Below are 20,994 nucleotides of genomic sequence, written 5' to 3' on the forward strand. Positions count from 1 at the left end.
CCGGGTCTGCCGCTACTCGCTGTACGTCTTGGTGCTGTACAGGCTCACGGGCAGCAGATTCAGCACCGGCAGGCCGCTGACCGGGTCCTTGGCCTGCTTGTCGATGTAGGCCTGCAGCACGTCGGCATCCAGCACGCCGATGTCCTGCCGGCGCGAGGCCGGCACGTTGGCCAGGGTCTTGTAGCCGTCGCCGCCGGTGGCGTTGAAGCTCAGCACGAACAGCTTGTAGCTGCGGCCCGCGTCCAGCGGCAGCCAGTTGCCGCTGGCCTGATCCCGGACTTCGATGTTGGACACGCGGCTGCCCTGGGCATGGGCCGCATTCACGTCCCAGCGCAGGCCGCCGGCATAAGGATAGGGGCCGGTGGAGCCGCCCGCGCCGTAGACTGCCTGCATGCCGTCTTCCAGCATGCTCTTGACCTCGGCGCCGGTCACATCCAGGCGCCAGAGCATATTGCCGAAAGGCACCACTTCGATCACGTTGGCCGCCGTTACGTTGCCCAGTAGCGGCACGCGCACGCCGCCGCCGCTTTGCAGCGAGATGTCGGCGCCGCCATAACTGGCGTTGGCCACGTCCAGGTAGGCTTGGGCCACCAGCTGCTGGATGTCGCCGCCGCGCAGGCTGACGCTGCCCAGCGTGTTGCAGGCGGCGCTGGAGCGGCTGTAGTCGCGCGAACCGGGGCCGCCCGGCACGCGCCGCGAGCATAGTTCCTGCGGCACCGAAGCGACGAGGCTGCGGCTGAACTGGTCGACCTTGGCCTTGAACGGCTGCAGCACGGCCGCGGCCTGCGCGTCCGGCGTCTGCATGCGCAGGAAGCCACTGGCCTGGATGTCGGCCTGGATCGCCGCCTCGTCGGCTGCCGAGGGTGCGGCGCCGGCGACCTTCAGCGGACCGTCCATCAGCACATGCGGCGTGCCGGCGCAGGCGGTGACGTCGCCGTTGGCGTCGAAGCTCACCTTCAGCTCGCCGACCACCTGCGAGTATTCCCACGCTTGCACCAGGCAGACGCGCTTGCCGTCCTTGTCCTGGAGCACGGTGGGATAGGCGCCCGCGGGCGAGCCCACGCCATAGTCCGCCATGGAGGCGGGACCCAGCAACGTGTGCGAGTCGCCGCCCACCACCACGTCCACGCCGCTCAGCTGCGCGATCACCTGCTTGTCATAGCCGTAGCCGATGTGGCTCATCACCACGATCTTATTGACGCCCTGCGCGCGCAGCGCGTCGATCTGCTGCTGCGCGGCGATGGTCTCGTCCGAGAACACGGTGCCGGCGTCCGGGCTGGAGGACTGCTGGGTCTTGGCGGCGATGGTCAGGCCCACCAGGCCGATATCCTGGCCGTCGCGCTTGAGGACCACGGCGGGCTTGACCATGCCGGGGGCGCGCGAGGGATTCAGCGCCGAGCCGGCGGCGAACGTGACGTTGGCGCTCAGCACGGGCGTCTGGCAGGCGCCCGCGTGCAGCAGTTCGATGAAGCGCTTCAGGCCGCTGTCGCCCTTGTCGAACTCATGGTTGCCCAGGGTCATGGCGTCGAAGCAGACGGTGTTCATCATGGCCGCGTCGGCCTCGCCCGGTTCGCCCGCTCGGTTGAAGTACAGCGTGCCGGTGGTGGCGTCGCCCGCGTGCAGCTTGAGCACGTTGGCGGATTGCGCAGCCAGGGCGTTGATCGCGCCCGTCACTCGCGGAAAGCCGCCCGTATCGGCGTTCACGGCGACGCGCCCGCCGGCAGCGTTCTTGAGCTTGAGGTCCTTCTTCTTGCTATCCAGGTTGGAATGATGATCGTTGATGTGCAGGATCGTCAGTTCCATCGGCCGGCCGGGAGCCGGCTGCTCGGGTTGTTCGACGGGCTTGTCGTCATCGTCGTCGCCGCCGCAGCCGGCCAGCAGCGCCAGTGCGCTCAGCATGGCCGCGCCTGCGTTCCTCTTCCACGTGTTCATTCGCGTGTACCCCTCTGTCATCGGAGGGCGAATGGTCGCGGGTCAAGATGACGCCGAAATGAATGACAGTGCTGTCATGTTGCGCGACGACATGTCGCAAGCCTGTCATGCAAAAGCAACGGGCCCGGCGCATGTTGCGCCAGGCCCGTCGTTGCCGCAAGACGCGGGTTTAGTAGTGGATCACCGTGCGGATCGACTTGCCTTCATGCATCAGGTCGAAGGCTTCGTTGATGCGTTCCAGCGGCAGCGTGTGGGTCACGAACGGGTCCAGGTCGATCTTGCCGCTCATGGCGTCTTCCACCATGCCCGGCAGCTGTGTGCGGCCCTTGACGCCGCCGAAGGCCGAACCGCGCCAGACGCGGCCCGTGACCAGCTGGAACGGGCGCGTGCTGATTTCCTGGCCGGCGCCAGCCACGCCGATGATGATGCTCTCGCCCCAGCCCTTGTGGCAGCATTCCAGCGCGGCGCGCATGACGTGCACGTTGCCGATGCACTCGAACGAGAAGTCCACGCCGCCGTCGGTCATTTCGACGATCACGTCCTGGATAGGCTTGTCGTGGTCCTTGGGGTTGACGCAGTCGGTGGCGCCCATGGCGCTGGCCAGCACGAATTTGTTGGGGTTGGTGTCCACGGCGATGATGCGGCCGGCCTTGGCCTGCACCGCGCCCTGGATCACGGCCAGGCCGATGCCGCCCAGGCCGAACACGGCGACGGTGTCGCCTTCCTTGACCTTGGCGGTGTTGTGCACGGCGCCCAGGCCGGTGGTGACGCCGCAACCCAGCAGGCAGACCTTTTCATGCGGAGCGGCAGGATTGATCTTGGCCAGCGAGATCTCGTTGACCACGGTGTATTCGCTGAAGGTCGAGCAGCCCATGTAGTGGTAGAGCGGCTTGCCTTCATAGCTGAAGCGCGAGGTGCCGTCGGGCATGACGCCCTTGCCCTGCGTGGCGCGCACTTTCTGGCACAGGTTGGTCTTGCCGGACAGGCAGAACTTGCATTCGCGGCATTCGGCCGTGTAGAGCGGGATGACGTGGTCGCCGGGCTTCAGCGAAGTCACGCCTTCGCCGACTTCGACCACCACGCCCGCGCCTTCGTGGCCCAGCACGGCGGGGAACAGGCCTTCCGGATCGTCGCCGCTGAGGGTGAAGGCGTCGGTGTGGCAGACGCCGGTGTGGGTGATCTTCACCAGCACTTCGCCGTGCTGCGGCGGGGCGACGTCGATTTCAACGATTTCCAGCGGCTTGCCGGGTCCGAATGCGACTGCTGCGCGTGATTTCATAGTTAGGGCTCCACGTATGTCAGATGGCGTTATTTCAGATAGGAACGGACCAGGCGCATCAAGAGATCGATCTCGGCTTCGGGTTCGATCGTGGCGTCCTGGCGGCCGCCCTGGGCGGTTTGGAGGAAGGTTTCGCGCAGATGGCTTTCCAGCACCTCGGCCATCAGGCCGGTGGCGGCGCCGCGCAAGGCGGCCAGCTGCTGCAGCAGCGCGCCGCATTCCGTGCCTTCGTTCACGGCCCGCTCCAGCGCCAGCGCCTGGCCCTGGATGCGGCGCAAGCGGGTGACGACGCGTTTTTTCTCTTCCGGGGAGTGCGGCACGGCAGGCTCCGATGAATACAGGGGGGGAGTATAGAAAATCTGGCTGCCCACGTCCACTACGGTACTCCCGCGCCGGGGACCATGCCTAGGCGCGGCGCGGGCGACAAGCCGGGGCCGCGCGGGGTCTGCGGATCCGCGAGCCGTCTGTACCTGTCTATACTAGGCGCTGACCGCCATCCGTCGCCTGGCGCCGCATTACAGGATCTCCCATGGCTTCCAATCCCCCCAAGTTGCCCATCCAGGCCAATGCGCCGCCTGCGCCCCTCTATGCGCAGGTCAAGCAAATGATCGCTCAGCAGATCCGCAGCGGCGCGTGGCCGGAACACTACCGGGTGCCGTCGGAAAGCGAACTGGTCGATGAGCTCGGGTTCAGCCGCATGACCATCAATCGCGCCTTGCGCGAGTTGACGGCCGAGGGACTGCTGGTGCGCATGCAGGGCGTGGGCACCTTCGTGGCCCAGCCCAAGGCGCGCTCGGCGCTGTTCGCCGTCAATAACATCGCCGACGAGATCGCGGCGCGCAATCATCGCCACCACAGCCGCGTGGTGCGCCTGGCCGAAGAGCCCGCAGGCGCCGAACAGGCGCTGGCGCTGGATATCCGCGCCGGGCAGCCGGTGTACCACTCGATCATCGTGCACTACGAAGACGACCTGCCGATCCAGCTGGAGGACCGCTACGTCAATGTGGGCCTGGCGCCGGACTACCTGAAGCAGGACTTCACGCATAGCACGCCGTACGAATACCTGACGCGCGTCGCGCCGCTGAGCGAAGGCGAGCACGTGGTCGAGGCCATCCTCGCCAAGCCGCGCGAATGCCAGCTGTTGCAGATCGAGCGCGACGAGCCCTGTCTGTTGATCAGCCGCCGCACCTGGTCGGGCGATCGCGCCGTCACCCTGGCCCGTTTGATTCACCCTGGTTCCCGGCACCGCCTGGAAGGCAAGTTCACCTCATGAAGCAACCCGAAGTCCATCTGTATCGCGCCGCCGACTATCCGCGCATGCCCTGGCGCAACGGCGGCGGCACCACGCAGGAAGTTGTCTGCAATCCCGGCGACAGCGCGGCCGGGTTCGACTGGCGCCTGTCCATCGCCGATGTGGCGCAGGACGGCAGCTTTTCCGCGTTCACGGGCTATCAGCGCATCATCACGGTACTGGAGGGCTCGGGCATCCAGCTGACGGTGGACGGCAGCCTGCAGACGCCGCTCACGCCGCGCCAGGCCTATGCCTTCGCAGGCGAGGCCCAAGTGCAGTGCCGTCTGCTGGATGGGCCGATACGCGACTTCAACCTGATCTACGCGCCGGCGCGCTGGCATGCCCGGCTGCAGTGGGTGGCGGGCGCAGGGCCATGGACATTCCACAGCGCCGCGCGCGATGTGCTGGTGCTGACGGCGGGCGGCGCGCTTACGGTGCGCATCGACGGCAAGCCGCAAGTGCTGCCGTCGCGTTACGACTGCCTGCATGCCGAGTCCATGGACTGCCTGGCCGAATACCGGCTGGAGGCCGAAGCGCCGCTGGACGCCTGCGTGATCGAACTGTTGCCGCGTAGCGTCTGATTGCGCGGCCGCCTGGAGCGGCCGTATTCCGTTGTTGCCGATGAAAGCCGGGGTGCTGTCGCCTCGGCTTTTTATTAGGGTAATCCCTGAGAAAAATCGACTCATATTGACTTGTATATACAAGCATAGGCATCCTATGATCCAGACAAGCGCAGCGCCACGCAGGCGCGCAACCGAACCGATCAAGGAGAGCCTCTTGGACAACTCGAACCGATACCGCGACGTGGTCATCCGCGCACCGCGCGGCAAGCAACTGAACGCCAAGAGCTGGCTGACCGAAGCCCCCTTGCGCATGCTGATGAACAACCTGGATCCCGACGTGGCCGAGAACCCCAAGGAACTGGTGGTTTACGGCGGCATCGGCCGCGCCGCCCGGGACTGGGATTGCTATGACAAGATCGTCGAATCGCTCAAGAACCTGAACGAAGACGAAACCCTGCTGGTGCAATCCGGCAAGCCGGTAGGCGTTTTCAAGACCCATGCCAACGCGCCGCGCGTGCTGATCGCCAACTCCAACCTGGTGCCGCACTGGGCCACCTGGGAACACTTCAACGAACTGGATGCCAAGGGCCTGGCCATGTACGGCCAGATGACGGCGGGCAGCTGGATCTACATCGGCAGCCAGGGCATCGTGCAGGGTACGTACGAGACCTTCGTCGAGGCGGGCCGCCAGCACTATGGCGGCAACCTCAAAGGGCGCTGGGTGCTGACCGCCGGCCTGGGCGGCATGGGCGGCGCGCAACCGCTGGCGGCCACGCTGGCTGGCGCCTGCTCGCTGAACATCGAATGCCAGCAGACCAGCATCGATTTCCGCCTGCGCACCCGCTATGTGGACGAACAGGCGCGCGACCTGGACGACGCGTTGGCGCGCATCGCCAAGTACACGCAGGAAGGCCGCGCCGTTTCCATCGCCCTGTGCGGCAACGCCGCCGAGATCCTGCCGGAACTGGTGCGCCGCGGCGTGCGCCCGGACATGGTGACGGACCAGACCAGCGCGCACGATCCGCTGAACGGCTATCTGCCGGCCGGCTGGACCTGGCAGGACTATCGCGCGCGCGCCAAGCGCGAACCGGCCGCGGTCATCAAGGCGGCCAAGCAGTCCATGGCGGTGCACGTGCAGGCCATGCTGGCCTTCCAGCGCCAGGGCGTTCCGACCTTCGATTATGGCAACAACATCCGCCAGATGGCCAAGGAAGAAGGCGTGGCGGACGCGTTCGATTTTCCGGGTTTCGTGCCCGCCTACATCCGGCCATTGTTCTGCCGCGGCGTGGGCCCGTTCCGCTGGGCCGCGCTGTCGGGCGATCCGCAAGACATCTACAAGACCGACGCCAAGGTCAAGGAACTGATCCCGGACGACGCACACCTGCACCGCTGGCTGGACATGGCGCGCGAACGCATCAGCTTCCAGGGCCTGCCGGCGCGCATCTGCTGGGTGGGCCTGGGCCAGCGCGCCAAGCTGGGCCTGGCGTTCAATGAAATGGTCCGCACGGGCGAGCTGTCGGCGCCCATCGTCATCGGCCGCGACCATCTGGATTCCGGCTCTGTCGCCAGCCCCAACCGTGAAACGGAATCGATGCGCGACGGTTCGGATGCGGTATCCGACTGGCCGCTGCTGAACGCACTGCTGAACACGGCCAGCGGCGCGACCTGGGTGTCGCTGCACCATGGCGGCGGCGTGGGCATGGGTTTTTCGCAGCATGCCGGCATGGTCATCGTCTGCGACGGCACGGACGAGGCGGCCGAGCGCATCGCCCGCGTGCTGACCAACGATCCGGGCACGGGCGTCATGCGGCATGCCGACGCGGGCTACGCAGCCGCCATTGAATGCGCGCAGGAGCAGGGCCTGAATCTGCCCATGCTTGCGGGCAAGCGCTGATACCGCGCCGCCCATACCTGCGGGCCGCGACCGCGCCCGTCCATACGCCATGACCGAGACTACGCAATGACTCAGGACAGCCAGGCAGCAAGGGGGCCGCTCATCGAGCGGCGCTCGATCGATTTCATTCCCGAAACGGAGCGCCACGGCAAGCTCTACAGCCAGTTCACGCTGTGGATGGGCGCCAATCTGCAGATCACGGCCATCATCACCGGAGCCTTGGCGGTGGTGCTGGGCGGAGACGTTTTCTGGTCGCTGATCGGGCTGTTCGTCGGCCAGGTTTTTGGCGGCGCGGTGATGGCGCTGCATGCTGCCCAGGGACCCAAGCTGGGATTGCCCCAAATGATCTCCAGCCGGGTGCAGTTCGGCGTCTATGGCGCGGCGATCCCCATCGTGCTGGTGTGCCTGATGTACCTGGGATTCACGGCCACGGGCACGGTGCTGTCGGGGCAGGCCCTGGGCCAGTTGTTCGGCGTGAGCGATACGGCCGGCATCCTGATATTCGCCGCTGTGATCGCCGGGGTGACGTTGTTCGGCTACCGCATGATCCACATCATCGGGCGGATCGCGACGGTGCTGGGCATCATTGCCTTCTTCTACCTGTTCAGCCGCGTGATCGCGCTGGGCGACGTGGGCCAGTTGCTGCAGATCCGCCACTTCACGTGGAGTTCCTTCCTGCTGTCGGTTTCACTGGCGGCATCGTGGCAGATCGCCTATGGGCCTTACGTCGCGGACTACTCGCGCTATCTGCCGAGCCGGACCTCGTCGTTCAAGACCTTCCTGGCGGTAGGGCTGGGTTCGGTGCTGGGCGCGCAGATTGCAATGGTGCTGGGCGTGCTGGCCGCGGCCATGGCGGCCGGCCAGTTTGCCGGGCGCGAGGTCGCCTACATCGTCGGGCTGGGCGGCACGGGAGCCATGGCCGCGCTGCTGTACTTCACCATCGCGTTCGGCAAGGTCACGATTTCGACGCTGAACTCCTACGGCAGCTTCATGTGCATCGCGACCATCGCCAGCGGCTTTCGCGGACATGTGGAGATTTCCCGCCGGCAGCGCGCGCTGCTGGTGCTGGTGATCGTCGCAGCGGCCACGGCGGTGGCGCTGATCGGGCAGCATTCCTTCCTGAACGCGTTCAAGTCCTTCATCCTGTTCCTGCTGGCGTTTTTCGTGCCGTGGAGCGCGGTTAATCTGGTCGACTACTACTTCGTGAGCCGCGAGCAATACGACGTGGAAGCGCTGTCGGATCCGAATGGGCGCTATGGCCGTTGGAACTGGCCAGGGATCCTGATATATCTGTTCGGGGTGCTGGTGCAGATGCCCTTCATTTCGACCAAGCTCTACACGGGTCCGATGGTCGAGCGCCTGGGCGGGGTGGATATCTCGTGGATCATCGGCCTGGTCGTGCCCAGCATCCTGTATTACCTGTTCGCGCGCCGGGATGCCGTACCGCAACCTCGCGGCGCCGCCCGCGCGACCCATACGCTTTGACGCCGGCACACGCCTAGGAGAACAACAATGGAATTGCATCTGACACCCGGCCACATGACCTTGGCGGACTTGCGGCGCGTCTATCAGCAGCCGGCGCGCGTGACGCTGGACCCGGCTGCCGCCGGGCCGATCGAGGCCAGCGTGGCCTGCGTCGAACGCATCATCGATGAAGGCCGCACGGCCTACGGCATCAACACCGGATTCGGGTTGCTCGCCACGACGCGGATCGCGCGCGAGGACCTGGAAGCCCTGCAGAGTTCGCTGGTGCTGTCGCACGCGGCCGGAGTGGGCGAGGCGCTGGACGACGCGATGGTGCGGCTGATCATGGTGCTGAAGATCAACAGCCTGGCGCGGGGTTATTCGGGCATCCGCCGCAAGGTCATCGACGCGTTGATCGCGCTGGTGAACGCCGAGGTCTATCCGCATATTCCGCTGAAGGGATCGGTGGGCGCGTCGGGCGACCTTGCGCCGCTGGCGCACATGTCCCTGCTGCTGCTGGGCGAGAGCAAGGCGCGCCATCGCGGCGCCTGGCTGCCCGCGCGCGAAGCGCTGGCCCAGGCGGGGCTGGAACCCCTGACGCTGGCGGCCAAGGAAGGCCTGGCGCTCTTGAACGGTACGCAGGTTTCGACGGCCTATGCGCTGCGCGGCCTGTTCGAGGCCGAGGATCTGCTGGCTGCCGCGCTGGTCTGCGGCAGCCTCAGCGTGGAAGCCATGCTGGCATCGCGCGCACCGTTCGATCCCCGCATCCACGCCGCGCGTGGTCAGCCTGGCCAGATCGACGTGGCGGCCGTGTACCGCGATCTGCTGACCGAGGACAGCGAGGTCGGGCATTCACACGCAAACTGCGACAAGGTGCAAGACCCCTATTCGCTGCGCTGCCAGCCGCAGGTCATGGGCGCCTGCCTGACGCAGATACGCCATGCGGCCCAGGTGCTGGAGATCGAGTCCAACGCGGTCTCGGACAATCCGCTGGTGTTTGCCGAGCAGGGCGACGTGGTGTCGGGCGGCAACTTCCATGCCGAGCCCGTGGCCATGGCGGCGGACAACCTGGCGTTGGCGCTGGCAGAGATCGGCGCGCTGTCCGAGCGCCGTATTTCGCTGATGATGGACAAGCACATGTCGCAGCTGCCGCCGTTCCTGGTGAGCAACGGCGGCGTGAACTCCGGCTTCATGATTGCCCAGGTGACCGCGGCGGCGCTGGCCAGCGACAACAAGGCGCTGGCGCACCCGGCCAGCGTGGACAGCCTGCCGACTTCGGCCAACCAGGAGGACCACGTGTCCATGGCGCCGAATGCGGGCAAGCGGCTCTGGCCCATGGCCGAGAACGTGCGCGACATCCTCGCGATCGAATGGCTGGGCGCCTGCCAGGGCCTGGATTTCCGCCAGGGCCTGAAGACCGCGCCCAAGCTGGAGCGTGCGCGCGGCCTGTTGCGCGAGAAAGTGGCGCATTATGAGCGGGACCGCTTCTTCGCACCCGACATCGAGGCGGCGAGTCTGCTCATCGCGGGCCAGGGTCTGACGGCGCTGGTGCCGGCGGGCCTGTTGCCCAGTCTTTAACGCCGGCGCGCAACAGGAGCCTACGCATGAGACAGGTCTGGCGCAATTGCCACGCAGCCACGATGGCGCAAGGCAAATACTCCGTGATCGAACGGGCCGCCATCGTCACGCGCGAGAACCGTATCGAATGGATCGGTCCCGAGGCAACGCTGCCGCCAGCGGACGTTGCGGGCGAGCATGACCTGGGCGGCGCATGGGTCACGCCCGGATTGATCGATTGCCACACCCATCTGGTGTTTGGCGGCGATCGCAGCCTGGAGTTCGAGCAGCGCCTGCAAGGCGTGGACTACGCCACCATTGCCGCGCAAGGCGGCGGCATCGCCAGCACCGTGCGCGCCACCCGCGCCGCCAGCGAGGACGAACTCTACGCCAGCGCGCGCAGGCGCGCCCTGCATCTGATGCGCGACGGCGTGACCACGCTGGAAGTGAAATCGGGCTATGGGCTGGACCTGGCCAACGAGCGCAAGATGCTCAGGGTGGCGCGGCGCCTGGGCCAGACTTTGCCGCTGACCGTCAGCGCGACCTGCCTGGCCGCGCACGCGCTGCCGCCCGAGTATGCCGGGCGGGCCGACGACTACGTCGATGAAGTTGCGCGCCGCATGTTGCCGGTACTGGCGGCCGAGGGCCTGATCGACGCGGTGGATGCCTTCTGCGAGCATCTGGCATTTACGCCGGCGCAGGTCGAACGGGTGTTCCAGGCCGCGGGTGAACTGGGGCTGCCCGTGAAGCTGCATGCGGAGCAACTGTCTTCGTTGCACGGCGCGACGCTGGCCGCACGTTATGGCGCCTGGTCGGCGGACCATCTGGAATACCTGACCGAAAGCGATGTGCTGGCAATGGCGCAGGCCGGCACGGTGGCGGTGCTGCTGCCTGGGGCGTTCTACGCCCTGCGCGAGACCAAGCTGCCTCCCATCGACCTGTTGCGCCGCCATGGCGTACCCATCGCCATCTCCAGCGACCTGAATCCCGGCACCTCGCCCGCTCTGTCGCTGCGGCTGATGTTGAGCATGGCCTGCACGCTGTTCCGCCTGACGCCCGAAGAATCGTTGGCGGGGGCGACGGCGCATGCGGCCAAAGCGCTGGGCCTGCAGGCCACGCATGGCACGCTGGAAGCCGGCAAGTATGCGGACTTCGTCGCCTGGGAGGTGCGGCATCCCGCCGAACTGGCCTACTGGATAGGCGGCGATCTGCCCAAGCGGGTGGTCCGGCATGGCGCGCTGGTCGACGCCGCAACGCTTGCCTGAAACGGGCAGATCCGGACAGGATCGCGCCCGCAACGGACGGCTTGGACCCGCGCGCGTCCGCAGTCGCCGCAGGCGGTCTACCATCCGTGGATGACGCGCCCATCCCGGAGCGCGCGATCAGATTGGATGTGGGTATGCGGATATGCATGATGGAAGGGCCGGCCGATCTGGAGCCCAAGGGCGCGACCTGGGAAGGCATCGCCGAACGCATCGGCGAGCTGGCCCCGGATCTGTTGGTGACCAGTGAAATGCCGTTTGGCCCCTGGGTAGCCGCGGACCCGCAATACGACGCGGATCGCGCGGCAGCGTCGGTGCGCGTCCACGAGGCGGGCCTGGATGCGCTGGCGGCGCTGGGAGTGCCGGCCGTCGTGTCGTCGCGGCCGGTGCATGCGGGTGGACGGCTGGCCAACGAGGCGTTCGCCTTGCAGGACGGCCGCTACACACGGCTGCACCACAAGCAGTACTTCCCGGAGGAACCGGGCTATTTCGAAGCGACCTGGTTCCATGCCGCCATGGACGGCTTCGAGGTATTCGAGGTGGGCGGCATACGCCTGGGCGTGCAGCTATGCACCGAACTGATGTTCAACGAGCGCTCGCGCGCCTACGGACGCGCGGGGGCCGAGCTGATCGTGGCGCCGCGAGCCAGCAGCGCGTCGACGCGCCGCTGGCTGACGGCGGGCGCCATGGCGGCGCTGGTGTCGGGCTGTTATGTGGTCAGCTCGAACCGAGCGGGGCGCACGGCGGCGGGGCAGGTATTCGGGGGGACGGCATTCGCATTCCAGCCGGATGGCGAACCCCTGGCGCAAACCAGCGATACCGAATCCATCGTGGTGATCGAGGTGGATCCGGCGCGTGCGCGCGCGCAGCAGTCGCAGTACCCGTGCTACGTGCGGGAATAGCGCGGCGCTAGCGCGTCGAGCCGGCCTGCGCCGGCTCGCTCGCGTCAAAGCGCAGCCGCGAAAAGCTGGCGACGCAGGCCAGCGCGGCGCACACGCAACCCAGCCACAGCGCGGCAATGGCGCCGTGCGTGCTGGAAATGTTGAAGCAGGCGGCTACCAGGGCCGCGCCCGAGGCCTGGCCCAGCAGCCGCACCGTGCCTATCATGCCGCTGGCGCCGCCGGCGCGCGAGGCCGGCGCCGACATCATGATGGCGCGCAGGTTGGGCGACTGGAAGAAGCCGAAGCCGGCGCCGCACAGCGCCATGCGCCAGCAGAGGTCCCAGACTGATGGCGAGGCCGGCATCAGCGCCATTGAGGCCAGGCCCAGCGCCAGCAGGGCTAAACCCACGCCGCCCAGGGCGCCGGCCGCATAGCGGTCCGACAGCCGTCCCGCTATCGGCGCCATGATCGCCACCACCACCGGCCAGGGCGTGATGAGAAAGCCGGTCTGCACCTGGCTGTAGCCGAGCGTGGCTTGCAGCAGGAACGGCAGCGACACGAAGGCCAGCGCCTGCGCCGCGAACGCGCACACGGCAGTGGCTGCGGACAGCGCGAACAAGGGCCGGCGCAACAGGTCCACCGCCAGGATGGGCGCGGGGTGGCCGGCCTGCCGGCGCATCAGCAGCCACAGGCTGGCTGCGGCGATGCCCCATTCCAGCGCCACGCGCGGCAAGGGGGCGGCGTGCGCCAATTCGTTGGACCCCAGCACGAACAGGCCCAGCGTCAGGGCGCACAGCACTGCGGCCAGGCCGTCGAAGCGATGCGGCGCACGCGCGGTCCCGGGCAGCTTGCGCAGGCCCAGCGCGAAAGCCAGCAGGCCGATGGGCACGTTGATCAGAAACAGCCAGTGCCAGGATCCCAGCAGCAGGATGGCCGAAGCCACGGTCGGCCCTGCCGCGAAGGAGATGCCCACCACCATGGCGTTCAGGCCCAGGCCGCGGCCCAACAGGTGCGAGGGGTAGATGAAGCGCAGCAGCGCGCCATTGACGCTCATGACGCCGGCCGCGCCCAGGCCTTGCAGCACGCGCGCGATCACCAGCGTGGGCAAGGACGGCGCCAGGCCGCTGGCCAGCGAAGACAGGATGAAGATCGCCAGCCCCACGATATAGACCCGCCGGTGGCCCAGGATTTCGCCCAGCGCCGCGGCCGGCAGCAGGCCCGCCACCATGGCCAACTGATAGCCGCTGACGATCCAGATGGACCCGGCATCGCTGGCCTGCAGGTCGCGCGCAATGGTGGGTAGCGCCGTGTTGGCGATGGCGGTGTCCAGGCTGGCCATGCACAGGGCCAGCATGACGGCCAGGAGCGCGCCCGGGCGTTCGGCTGCCGGCAGGCCGACGCCGGCCGGATAGACGGTATTGCGGGAGAACGAGAGCATGTACGGGACCACGGGGGGCAACGCGTCCGGACAGAGGGCCGGAAGCTGCGATCACTGATTCTAGAACGTGTTAAGGGATCCGGCCCGCGGACCGGGTGGAGAGCAGGCTTTCCTTGCAGGGCGTTTCTCCTTATCCTGCCGCCTGCGCGGCACCCGGCCGCGTTTCCAAGGAGTGGTCGACCATGCAATTTGGCGTATCCCAGCGCCGTCGCCGGCTCTTGCCGGCGCTCGCGCTGGGCGTTCTGGGCGCTGCGGCGGCAGGGCGTCTTGGGGCCGTGCCTCTGACTCGCATCCTGGTCGGCTTTCCTCCGGGGGGCGGGGTGGATGTGATCGCCCGTTTGTTGGCGCGGCAGTTGGAGGCCGGCCTGGGCGAGGTGGTGCTGGTCGAAAATCGGCCCGGCGCGGGGGGCTTGCTGGCGGCGCAGGAGCTGCTGGCTGCGCGCCCGGATGGGCATACCCTGCTGTTCACCAACGAGCACACCTTGGCCATCTTGCCGCATATCGTGGCGCAGGCCGGCTTTGCGTCGCCGGATGATTTCGCGGCGGTGGCACAGACGACCGACCAGAGCGCCATTGCGCTGGCGGTCAGGGCGGATTCGCCTTGGTTGAAGCTGCAGGATCTGCGCGGACACGAGGGGCCGCTGCCGGTGGGCGTGCCGGCGCCCGGCAGCGTGCCGGAGCTGGCCGTGGAGCTGCTGGCCGAGCGTTTCGGCGTGGCGGCCACGGCAGTGTGCTATCGCGGCGGCGCGCCATTGGTGACCGACCTGCAGGCCGGCTATCTGGCGCTGGGCCTGACATCCCTCGCCGAATTGCGGGAGCCGGCAAGCGCCGGGCGGCTGCGCCTGCTGGCGATTTCGGGTCCAGGCCGCCATGTCGATCTGGCCGATGTTCCCACCTTTGCCGAGCAGGGCTTCGCGGGACTGGAGCGCGGCGGTGTGGCCGGCTTGTTCGCGCCGCGCGGCGTGGCGCCGGCCCGCGTCGAGCAACTGCAGCAGCAGGTGGCGCGGGCGCTCGAATCGGAGGAAGTCCGCATGCAGCTGCACTTGCAGGGGTCGCGTGTGAGTTTCGGCGATGCCGCCACGCTGGCGCGCAACATGAACGCGATCCATCAGGCCTGGGCCGAACGCGCCGTGGCCTGGCGTGCGCGGACGGGCGGCTGAGCGCCCGCGTCCGGCTTTCTAGGGTGTCCGGATGGCCGCGCGTTCGCGCAGCAATTGGGCCAGTTCGGCGTGGCAAAGCCGCACCGCGGCGCGGGCCTGCTGTTCGGGCGCGCGCATCATCAGGCAGATGCGCCGCGTGAGCCGCGGACGCTGCAATGGCACGATGGCCAGGCCGTCCTGCCGCTGCCCCTGCGTGTACAGGCGCGAGATCAGGCCCACGCGCAATCCCGCGCGCACCAGGCTGTAAAGCGTGTCGGTGTAATTCAGGGTGTCGGTCGCGGCCAGGTCCGAGCCCAGCTGGCGCAGCGTGGCCACGATCATTTCGTAGGTGCTGCCGCGCGACAGCACGGCCAATGGCTCCGCCTTCAAATCCTGCCAGGTCACCGCCTGGCGCCGCGCCAGCCGGTGCGTATCGGCCAGCACCGCGACCAGGTCGTCCTCGGCCACGAAAGCCGCGGCCACGCCGGGCGTGAGGCCGAAGTCCAGGCCCAGGCCAATATCCAGTTCGCCATTGCCCAGCGCGGCCATGAGTTCGTCGTTGAGGTGGTCGCTGAGGATCAGCACGATTTCGGGATGGCGCAGGCGCCATTGCGCCACCACCGGCGCCAGCAGGTGCATGGTGGACGGAATGCAGCCGATGCGCACCGTGGCGGCCTGCGTGTCCAGCAGGCGCTGCAGGTCTTCGGCGCCCTGCGTATAGCTGTTAAGCAGCCATTCGATCTGCGCGCGCGCCGCTTGTCCGGCGGGCGTCAGGCGCACATGGTGGGTGCTGCGCTCGAACAGGGCCACGCCCATCAGCGTTTCCAGCTCGCGGATGGCGGCGGACAGGGCCGGCTGGCTCAGCGCCAGGGCCTCGGCGGCGCGGCTGAAGCTGGCGTGGCGGGCCACTTCCTTGAAACCGCGCAGCTGGCGTAGCGTGGGCTGGCGGGCGGGGGCAGCGTGGCCATCGGAAGCAGGGCGCTTGGTCATAGATTTGCCTGATGAATCTATAAAAATATAGCATTTCAGTTATCACCAGGATCTGGTTAGGATGGCGCCGTCGCCCTCCTCCGCGCTGCCGGTTCCACGCGCGTTCCTCGCTCCGACCCCGCTCCTTCCATGTTCAAACGCCTGTTCCTGTCCGTGTCCGCGCTGGCCGCCGCGCTGTGCCTTGCCCCCGCGGCCGGCGCCGACACTTGGCCCGACGCCCGGCCCCTGACCTTGATCGTGCCGTTCAGTCCCGGCGGCAACGTCGACACCACGGCGCGCCTGGTGGCGCAAAAGCTGTCGGACCGCCTCAAGCAGTCCGTCATCGTCGACAACGTGGCGGGCGCGGGCGGCGTGCTGGGCGTGGCCAAGGCCGTGCATGCCAAGCCGGACGGCTACACGCTGGTGATGGGCTTTGACGGCCCGATCAGCGTGGCCCGGCTGATCAACTCGGCCGTGAAGTACGACGCCGAAGCCGATCTCGCGCCGGTGGCGCTGGTGACCACCGCGCCCGTGGTGTTGTTGGCGCGTCCGGGCCTGCCGGTGCAGAACATGGACGAGCTGATCGCGCTGGCGCGCGAGAAACCCGACACGCTGACCTACGCTTCGTCGGGCGTGGGCACCGTGCTGCATCTGGCGATGGAGGTGATGCAGGACCAGGCAAAGGTCAAACTGGTGCATGTGCCCTACCGCGGCGGCGCGCAGATCACCAACGACGTCATGGGCGGCCAGGTGGACCTGGGCCTGCTGGTGACCACGAGCGCCACGCCGCTGGTGCAGCAGAAGAAGTTGCACGCGCTGGGCGTGACGTCCGCCGCGCGCGTGGACACGTTGCCGCAGGTGCAGGCGTTTGGCGAGACGCCGGCGCTCAAGGGCTTTGAACTCAACACCTGGACCGGCGTGTTCGTGCCGGTTGGCACCGACCCCGCCGTGGTCGAGCGGCTGAACCTGGAGCTGAATGCGGTGCTGCGCATGGACGAGGTGCAAAAGCGCCTGGCCGAAGGCGGCGCCATGCCCGGACAGGGCACGCCGCAGGATTTCGCCGCTTTCCTGAAGAAGGAAAAAGCCTTGTACGCGCACATCGTGAAGAGCGCCAACATCCAGCAGGAATAGGCCTGCCCCTTTGCAGGAAGCCATGCCATGAATACACCCCCCGTGCTGCCCGAGATCCAGGCCATCCAGGAAGAGATGGTGGCGCTGCGCCATCGCATCCACGCCAATCCCGAACTGGCCTATCAGGAGGTCGCCACGGCCGAACTGGTGGCCGAAAGGCTGGCGGCCTGGGGCTACGAAGTGCATCGCGGCCTGGGCGTGACCGGGGTGGTGGGCACCTTGCGCCGGGGCAGCGGCGCGCGCCGGCTGGGCCTGCGCGCCGACATGGACGCCCTGCCCATCCATGAGACCACCGGCCTGCCCTACGCCAGCCAGAATCCCGGCAAGATGCACGCCTGCGGCCACGACGGCCACACGGCCACGTTGCTGGCCGCGGCCCGCGCGCTGGCCGAACGCAGCCGTTTCGACGGCACCGTGCACCTGATCTTCCAGCCCGCCGAGGAAGGCCATGGCGGCGCGCAGAAGATGATTGCCGACGGCCTGTTCGAACGCTTTCCTTGCGACGCCGTCTACAGCTTCCACAACGAGCCGGGCTATCCGGCCGGCCATTTCGGCTTCCGCTCCGGCGTGATGTACAGCTCGTCCGACACGGTGATCCTGACCGTCAGCGGCGTGGGCGGCCATGGGGCCATGCCGCACGTGGCGGTGGACCCCATCGTGACGGCGGCCAGCATCGTGCTGGCCTTGCAGACCATCGTCTCGCGCGAGATCGATCCCAACGACATGGCGGTGGTGACCATAGGCGCCATCCACGGCGGTGATGCGCCCAACGTGATTCCCAAGTCGGTGGAGCTGCGCCTGACGGTGCGCGCACGCCGCCCTGAAACGCGCGCGCTGCTGCGCGAGCGCATCACGGCGATCGCTACGGCGCAGGCCGCGGTGCACCGCGCCAGCGTCGACGTGGACTACCGCTGGCGCTATCCGCCGGTGGTCAATGACCGCGCCGCCACGCAGTTCGCGGCCGAGGTCGCGCGCGGCTGGCTGGGCGAACACCTGCTGATCCCCGACCTGGAGCCGTTGCAGGCCAGCGATGATTTCGCCTTCATGCTGGAGCAGGTGCCCGGCAGCTATTTCATCGTCGGCAATGGCGAGGGCGAAGGCGGCTGCATGGTGCACAACCCCGATTACGATTTCAACGACGACATCCTGCCGGTCACGGCCAGCTACTGGGTGACGCTGGCGGAAGCCTATCTGGCCGCCGGCGCGCGCTGACCGGCAGCCGCTACTTTTCCGCGACGCATGACTGCCTCACACGATCCGATTGCCGCCGGCGCGCCGGCCTTCGACGCCACCACCGACTACTGGCAGGAGATCGTCAGCGCCGATGCGCTGGCGCTGCCGGTGGGTCCGCCCTATACCCGCGGCTATCCAGCACGGCTGCCTGACGGCCGCTATCTGGTGCTGCCGCTGCGCGGCGTGCCCGGCGACCCTGATCGCTGCGTGGCCTCGCTGATCGCCAACCATGCCAGCCTGGAGGTGGTCGATGCCCTGGCCGGCTTCATGGCCGAGCGCGCGCGCGCCTTCAAGGCCGAGGTCGTCGTGGGCCTGCCGACGCTGGGCCTCGCTTTCGCGCCCATGGTGGCGCGCGGCCTGGGGTTCACGCGCTACGTGCCCTTCGGTTATTCGCGCAAGTATTGGTACGACGAACGCCTGGCCGTGCCGGTACAGTCGCTGACCACGCCGGATGCCGGAAAGCTGCTGTACGTGGATCCGAATCTGGCGGGCAGCCTGGCGGGGCGCCGCGTGCTGGTGGTGGACGACGCCGTCAGCACGGGGCAGACGATGCTGTCCGCGTTGGAACTGCTGGTGCGCTGCGGCGCGGAAGTGGCGGGCATCGTCGTGGCCATGTGCCAGGGCGAGCGCTGGCGCGAGCGGCTGGTGGACGCGGATGGCGCGCCGATTCCGGTGGCCTGTGCGTTCGAGTCGCCGCGCATGCGCCGCACGGCCGCGGGCTGGGCGCCCGAAACGGCCGCCTGAAGCCCGGCAGGCCCGCCGGCGCGGCGCCTACAGAGACTCCGGATCGCGGCGCAGCGAGAAGCCCTGCGCCTCGTTCATGGCCAGATAGCTGACGTTGCGCGACACCACGGGCGGCTTGTCGCCGGCGTGCAGCGCGCGCACCTTGTCCAGCACCATCTTGTCCTCCAGCGTCATGCGGTCGATCATGCGCAGGTACTGCATCCAGCTTTCCACCAGGAAGACTTCGCGCCAGACGCCCTCGCGCTCCAGGTCGCGGAACAGCTGCCATTGCTGCGCGCCGTTGCGCAGCCGCATGAGGCGCAGCGGATGCGCCGCGCCGATCAGCGCGGACAGCTTTTCCTTTTCGATCAGGTACTCCACGGCGACCAGCACCGCGCCGTGCTGCGTGTTGAAGCCGACCGCGGCCATCGCCGGCTCGGTGGCGTCCGCGCGCGCCAGCGACGTGGTGTCCAGATGTTCGGGCAGCCGCGAGCGGTACATCAGCGCGACGGTGATGCCCAGCATGATGCCGGCGGTGGCCAGGGCGCCGGAAACGCCCATGGTGCCGGCGAAATGGCCCCACATGAAGGAGCCAGCCGCCAGGCCGCCGAAGATGGCCGTCTGGTACAGCGCCAGCGCGCGCGCCTTGACCCAGTCCGGCACCAGCATCTGGACGGTGGTGTTGTAGGTGGCCAGCACGCCGATCCAGCAGCTGCCGGACAGCAGCAGCGCGGGAAAAGCCACCCACAGGGTGCCGGCCAGGCCCAGCGCCAGCAGGCACGCGGCCAGGAGGGCCGCCGCCACGCTGATCAGGCCGCTCGCGCCCAAGGTCGCCTGGACCCGCCGCACCACGGCGCTGCCGAGGATCGCGCCCAGGCCCAGTGCGCCCAGCATGTAGCCGTACAGCAGGGCGCTGCCGCCTTCGTGTTCGTGCGCCAGCAGCGGCAGCAAGGCCCATAGCGCGCTGGCCGACAGGCCAAAGGCGAACGAGCGCAGCATCACCACGCGCGTGACGGTTGAATGCTGGGTATAGCGCAGCGCGGCGACCACGCCTTCCAGGATGCCTTCGGGCGGCAGGCGGCGCACGGGCAGGTCGCGTTTCCAGCGCCAGATCGCCCAGATCAGGCCGCCGTAGCAAAAGCAGTTCAGCAGGAACACCCAGGGCGCGCCCATGGCGCCCAGCAGCAGGCCGCCGATGGCCGGGCCGACCGCGCGCGCCACGTTGAAGTTGACGCTGTTCAGCAGTACCGCGCTGCCGACGTGCGCGCGCGGCACCTGTTCGCCTACGGCGGCCTGCCAGGCTGGCGTGACGATGGCGCTGCCGATGGCGATGCAGAACACCGACGCGATCAGCGTGATGGGATGCAGCAGGCCGGCAAAGGCCAGGATGGTGATGAAGACGCCGCCCGTCAGCTCCAGCAGCATGCCGGTCAGCATGACCTTGCGGCGGTCGTAGTTGTCCGCCAGCACGCCGGTCAGGATGGACAGCGCCACCAGCGGGAAGGCGGCGGCCACCTGGATCATGGCGACCATCAGCGGGCTGCTTTGCTCGGTGGTGATGATCCATGCGGCAGCGACGGATTGCGCCCAGGTGCCCAGGTTGGCGAACAGGTTGGCAATCCAGATGATGCGGAACGCCGGAAACGCGAAGGGGGATAGCGTGCTGACCTGCAGCACGGGGGCGGGGGCGGCTGGCGCGTCCGCGGGCAGATCGGTGTTGGCCGAAACGGGTTGCAGCATGGGGTTCTTCCGGGGCGCCGCGCGGGCGCTCCTTTCGGACGTGGTCTGGGTCGGGTAATGGTACGCCTAAGCCAGCGATCGAAGGGAGCGCGCGCGGCGCTGCGGGGCGGTCGCGCGCCGCCCCGGGGCTGCTGCAGGGAGGCCGCCTATTGCTTGGCGGCCGGGGCCGGCGCAGGGGCCGGCGGATAGGCCTGGTTCAGGTATTCCACGATCAACGGCACCTGGTCGGCGGGGATGGGGGCGCCGTAGGTGCCCACCATCTTCTTGACCTCGGCGTCCCAGAAGCCCAGGGGCATGGGCGGCTGCGACGATACGTAGTCCACCGAATGGCACATCAGGCACAGGGCCGCATGCTGGGCCCCCGCGCCGGTGCCGGAATGCAGTGTGGCGGTTTCCTGGGGCAGCTTGATTTCCAGGGCCTGGGCGGCCGGGGAGAGACAGGCGCAGGCCAGCGCGAGCGCCGGCAGGCAGCGACGGATAAGGCGGTTCATGGCGCTC

General features: G+C 68.1%; 18 protein-coding genes. 11 read left to right on the plus strand and 7 right to left on the minus strand.

What is annotated here, in order from left to right:
* Nucleotides 1-12: 12 nt before the first annotated feature.
* The 3 genes from IB268_RS01605 to IB268_RS01615 all read right to left on the minus strand — a co-directional run bounded on the left by IB268_RS01605 (nucleotide 13) and on the right by IB268_RS01615 (nucleotide 3,531).
* Nucleotides 13-1,932, minus strand: a complete 1,920-nt coding sequence (locus tag IB268_RS01605; protein ID WP_192353725.1) for a bifunctional UDP-sugar hydrolase/5'-nucleotidase — start codon at nucleotides 1,930-1,932, stop codon at nucleotides 13-15.
* A gap of 169 nt (nucleotides 1,933-2,101) precedes the next feature.
* The gene (locus tag IB268_RS01610; protein ID WP_054455360.1) at nucleotides 2,102-3,211 is read right to left on the minus strand and encodes an S-(hydroxymethyl)glutathione dehydrogenase/class III alcohol dehydrogenase; all 1,110 of its coding nucleotides are present in this window, start codon (nucleotides 3,209-3,211) and stop codon (nucleotides 2,102-2,104) included.
* Nucleotides 3,212-3,240: 29 nt separating this feature from the next.
* Nucleotides 3,241-3,531 carry a metal-sensing transcriptional repressor gene (locus tag IB268_RS01615; protein ID WP_054455908.1) on the minus strand — a complete coding sequence of 97 codons (291 nt, stop codon included), beginning with the start codon at nucleotides 3,529-3,531 and terminating at the stop codon, nucleotides 3,241-3,243.
* A gap of 209 nt (nucleotides 3,532-3,740) precedes the next feature.
* Between IB268_RS01615 and hutC the strand changes: the two genes are divergently transcribed.
* The 7 genes from hutC (at nucleotide 3,741) to IB268_RS01650 (ending at nucleotide 12,144) form a co-directional block, all read left to right on the plus strand.
* On the plus strand, nucleotides 3,741-4,484 hold the full coding sequence (gene hutC, locus IB268_RS01620; RefSeq protein WP_054455358.1) for a histidine utilization repressor: 744 nt from the start codon (nucleotides 3,741-3,743) through the stop codon (nucleotides 4,482-4,484).
* On the plus strand, nucleotides 4,481-5,083 hold the full coding sequence (locus IB268_RS01625; protein ID WP_192353726.1) for a HutD family protein: 603 nt from the start codon (nucleotides 4,481-4,483) through the stop codon (nucleotides 5,081-5,083). Before hutC ends, IB268_RS01625 begins: the two co-directional genes overlap by 4 nt.
* Nucleotides 5,084-5,279: 196 nt before the next feature.
* A complete protein-coding gene (gene hutU, locus IB268_RS01630) occupies nucleotides 5,280-6,959 on the plus strand; it encodes a urocanate hydratase (protein WP_054455354.1) in 1,680 nt (559 codons plus the stop codon).
* A gap of 66 nt (nucleotides 6,960-7,025) precedes the next feature.
* Nucleotides 7,026-8,444 carry a cytosine permease gene (locus IB268_RS01635; protein ID WP_119449898.1) on the plus strand — a complete coding sequence of 473 codons (1,419 nt, stop codon included), beginning with the start codon at nucleotides 7,026-7,028 and terminating at the stop codon, nucleotides 8,442-8,444.
* Between the two features lie 27 nt (nucleotides 8,445-8,471).
* The gene (hutH, locus tag IB268_RS01640) at nucleotides 8,472-10,001 is read left to right on the plus strand and encodes a histidine ammonia-lyase (RefSeq protein WP_054455350.1); all 1,530 of its coding nucleotides are present in this window, start codon (nucleotides 8,472-8,474) and stop codon (nucleotides 9,999-10,001) included.
* A gap of 26 nt (nucleotides 10,002-10,027) precedes the next feature.
* Nucleotides 10,028-11,245: an imidazolonepropionase gene (hutI, locus tag IB268_RS01645; RefSeq protein WP_192353727.1), complete on the plus strand. Its 1,218-nt coding sequence runs from the start codon at nucleotides 10,028-10,030 to the stop codon at nucleotides 11,243-11,245.
* 146 nt (nucleotides 11,246-11,391) lie between these two features.
* Complete coding sequence (locus tag IB268_RS01650) at nucleotides 11,392-12,144, plus strand: carbon-nitrogen hydrolase family protein (protein WP_225591284.1); 753 nt, start codon at nucleotides 11,392-11,394, stop codon at nucleotides 12,142-12,144.
* Nucleotides 12,145-12,151: 7 nt separating this feature from the next.
* Here IB268_RS01650 and IB268_RS01655 read toward each other — a convergent pair whose 3' ends face one another.
* Complete coding sequence (locus IB268_RS01655; protein ID WP_175162023.1) at nucleotides 12,152-13,561, minus strand: MFS transporter; 1,410 nt, start codon at nucleotides 13,559-13,561, stop codon at nucleotides 12,152-12,154.
* 182 nt (nucleotides 13,562-13,743) lie between these two features.
* Between IB268_RS01655 and IB268_RS01660 the strand changes: the two genes are divergently transcribed.
* Nucleotides 13,744-14,721: a tripartite tricarboxylate transporter substrate-binding protein gene (locus IB268_RS01660; RefSeq protein ID WP_192353728.1), complete on the plus strand. Its 978-nt coding sequence runs from the start codon at nucleotides 13,744-13,746 to the stop codon at nucleotides 14,719-14,721.
* Between the two features lie 18 nt (nucleotides 14,722-14,739).
* Here IB268_RS01660 and IB268_RS01665 read toward each other — a convergent pair whose 3' ends face one another.
* Nucleotides 14,740-15,690 (minus strand): LysR family transcriptional regulator, encoded by a 951-nt coding sequence (locus tag IB268_RS01665; RefSeq protein ID WP_175180383.1) that lies wholly within the window; start codon nucleotides 15,688-15,690, stop codon nucleotides 14,740-14,742.
* Nucleotides 15,691-15,819: 129 nt separating this feature from the next.
* Between IB268_RS01665 and IB268_RS01670 the strand changes: the two genes are divergently transcribed.
* Genes IB268_RS01670 through IB268_RS01680 form a run of 3 tightly spaced genes read left to right on the plus strand, consistent with a single transcriptional unit; the run spans nucleotide 15,820 to nucleotide 18,777 of the window.
* A complete protein-coding gene (locus IB268_RS01670; RefSeq protein WP_119449904.1) occupies nucleotides 15,820-16,800 on the plus strand; it encodes a tripartite tricarboxylate transporter substrate binding protein in 981 nt (326 codons plus the stop codon).
* 27 nt (nucleotides 16,801-16,827) lie between these two features.
* Nucleotides 16,828-18,012 (plus strand): M20 aminoacylase family protein, encoded by a 1,185-nt coding sequence (locus tag IB268_RS01675; protein WP_192353729.1) that lies wholly within the window; start codon nucleotides 16,828-16,830, stop codon nucleotides 18,010-18,012.
* Nucleotides 18,013-18,039: 27 nt separating this feature from the next.
* Nucleotides 18,040-18,777 (plus strand): phosphoribosyltransferase, encoded by a 738-nt coding sequence (locus tag IB268_RS01680; RefSeq protein ID WP_192353730.1) that lies wholly within the window; start codon nucleotides 18,040-18,042, stop codon nucleotides 18,775-18,777.
* A 27-nt stretch (nucleotides 18,778-18,804) separates the two neighbouring features.
* Here IB268_RS01680 and IB268_RS01685 read toward each other — a convergent pair whose 3' ends face one another.
* The gene (locus IB268_RS01685) at nucleotides 18,805-20,496 is read right to left on the minus strand and encodes an MFS transporter (RefSeq protein ID WP_119449907.1); all 1,692 of its coding nucleotides are present in this window, start codon (nucleotides 20,494-20,496) and stop codon (nucleotides 18,805-18,807) included.
* A 146-nt stretch (nucleotides 20,497-20,642) separates the two neighbouring features.
* Entirely contained in the window at nucleotides 20,643-20,987 is a 345-nt protein-coding gene (locus IB268_RS01690) for a hypothetical protein (RefSeq protein ID WP_054455334.1), read from the minus strand.
* Between the last annotated feature and the right edge of the window lie 7 nt (nucleotides 20,988-20,994).

The sequence above is a fragment of the Achromobacter sp. ACM01 genome (genome assembly GCF_014851745.1).
In the GTDB taxonomy this organism is placed as follows: Bacteria; Pseudomonadota; Gammaproteobacteria; order Burkholderiales; family Burkholderiaceae_B; genus Achromobacter; species Achromobacter aegrifaciens.

Bases quoted from the DNA above. Each gene is read 5' to 3' on its own strand.
- IB268_RS01605 (WP_192353725.1), bottom strand. From the start codon at position 1,932: ATGAACACGTGGAAGAGGAACGCAGGCGCGGCCATGCTGAGCGCACTG.
- IB268_RS01610 (WP_054455360.1), bottom strand. From the start codon at position 3,211: ATGAAATCACGCGCAGCAGTCGCATTCGGACCCGGCAAGCCGCTGGAA.
- hutC (WP_054455358.1), top strand. From the start codon at position 3,741: ATGGCTTCCAATCCCCCCAAGTTGCCCATCCAGGCCAATGCGCCGCCT.
- IB268_RS01625 (WP_192353726.1), top strand. From the start codon at position 4,481: ATGAAGCAACCCGAAGTCCATCTGTATCGCGCCGCCGACTATCCGCGC.
- IB268_RS01635 (WP_119449898.1), top strand. From the start codon at position 7,026: ATGACTCAGGACAGCCAGGCAGCAAGGGGGCCGCTCATCGAGCGGCGC.
- hutH (WP_054455350.1), top strand. From the start codon at position 8,472: ATGGAATTGCATCTGACACCCGGCCACATGACCTTGGCGGACTTGCGG.
- hutI (WP_192353727.1), top strand. From the start codon at position 10,028: ATGAGACAGGTCTGGCGCAATTGCCACGCAGCCACGATGGCGCAAGGC.
- IB268_RS01650 (WP_225591284.1), top strand. From the start codon at position 11,392: ATGATGGAAGGGCCGGCCGATCTGGAGCCCAAGGGCGCGACCTGGGAA.
- IB268_RS01655 (WP_175162023.1), bottom strand. From the start codon at position 13,561: ATGCTCTCGTTCTCCCGCAATACCGTCTATCCGGCCGGCGTCGGCCTG.
- IB268_RS01660 (WP_192353728.1), top strand. From the start codon at position 13,744: ATGCAATTTGGCGTATCCCAGCGCCGTCGCCGGCTCTTGCCGGCGCTC.
- IB268_RS01665 (WP_175180383.1), bottom strand. From the start codon at position 15,690: ATGACCAAGCGCCCTGCTTCCGATGGCCACGCTGCCCCCGCCCGCCAG.
- IB268_RS01670 (WP_119449904.1), top strand. From the start codon at position 15,820: ATGTTCAAACGCCTGTTCCTGTCCGTGTCCGCGCTGGCCGCCGCGCTG.
- IB268_RS01675 (WP_192353729.1), top strand. From the start codon at position 16,828: ATGAATACACCCCCCGTGCTGCCCGAGATCCAGGCCATCCAGGAAGAG.
- IB268_RS01680 (WP_192353730.1), top strand. From the start codon at position 18,040: ATGACTGCCTCACACGATCCGATTGCCGCCGGCGCGCCGGCCTTCGAC.
- IB268_RS01685 (WP_119449907.1), bottom strand. From the start codon at position 20,496: ATGCTGCAACCCGTTTCGGCCAACACCGATCTGCCCGCGGACGCGCCA.
- IB268_RS01690 (WP_054455334.1), bottom strand. From the start codon at position 20,987: ATGAACCGCCTTATCCGTCGCTGCCTGCCGGCGCTCGCGCTGGCCTGC.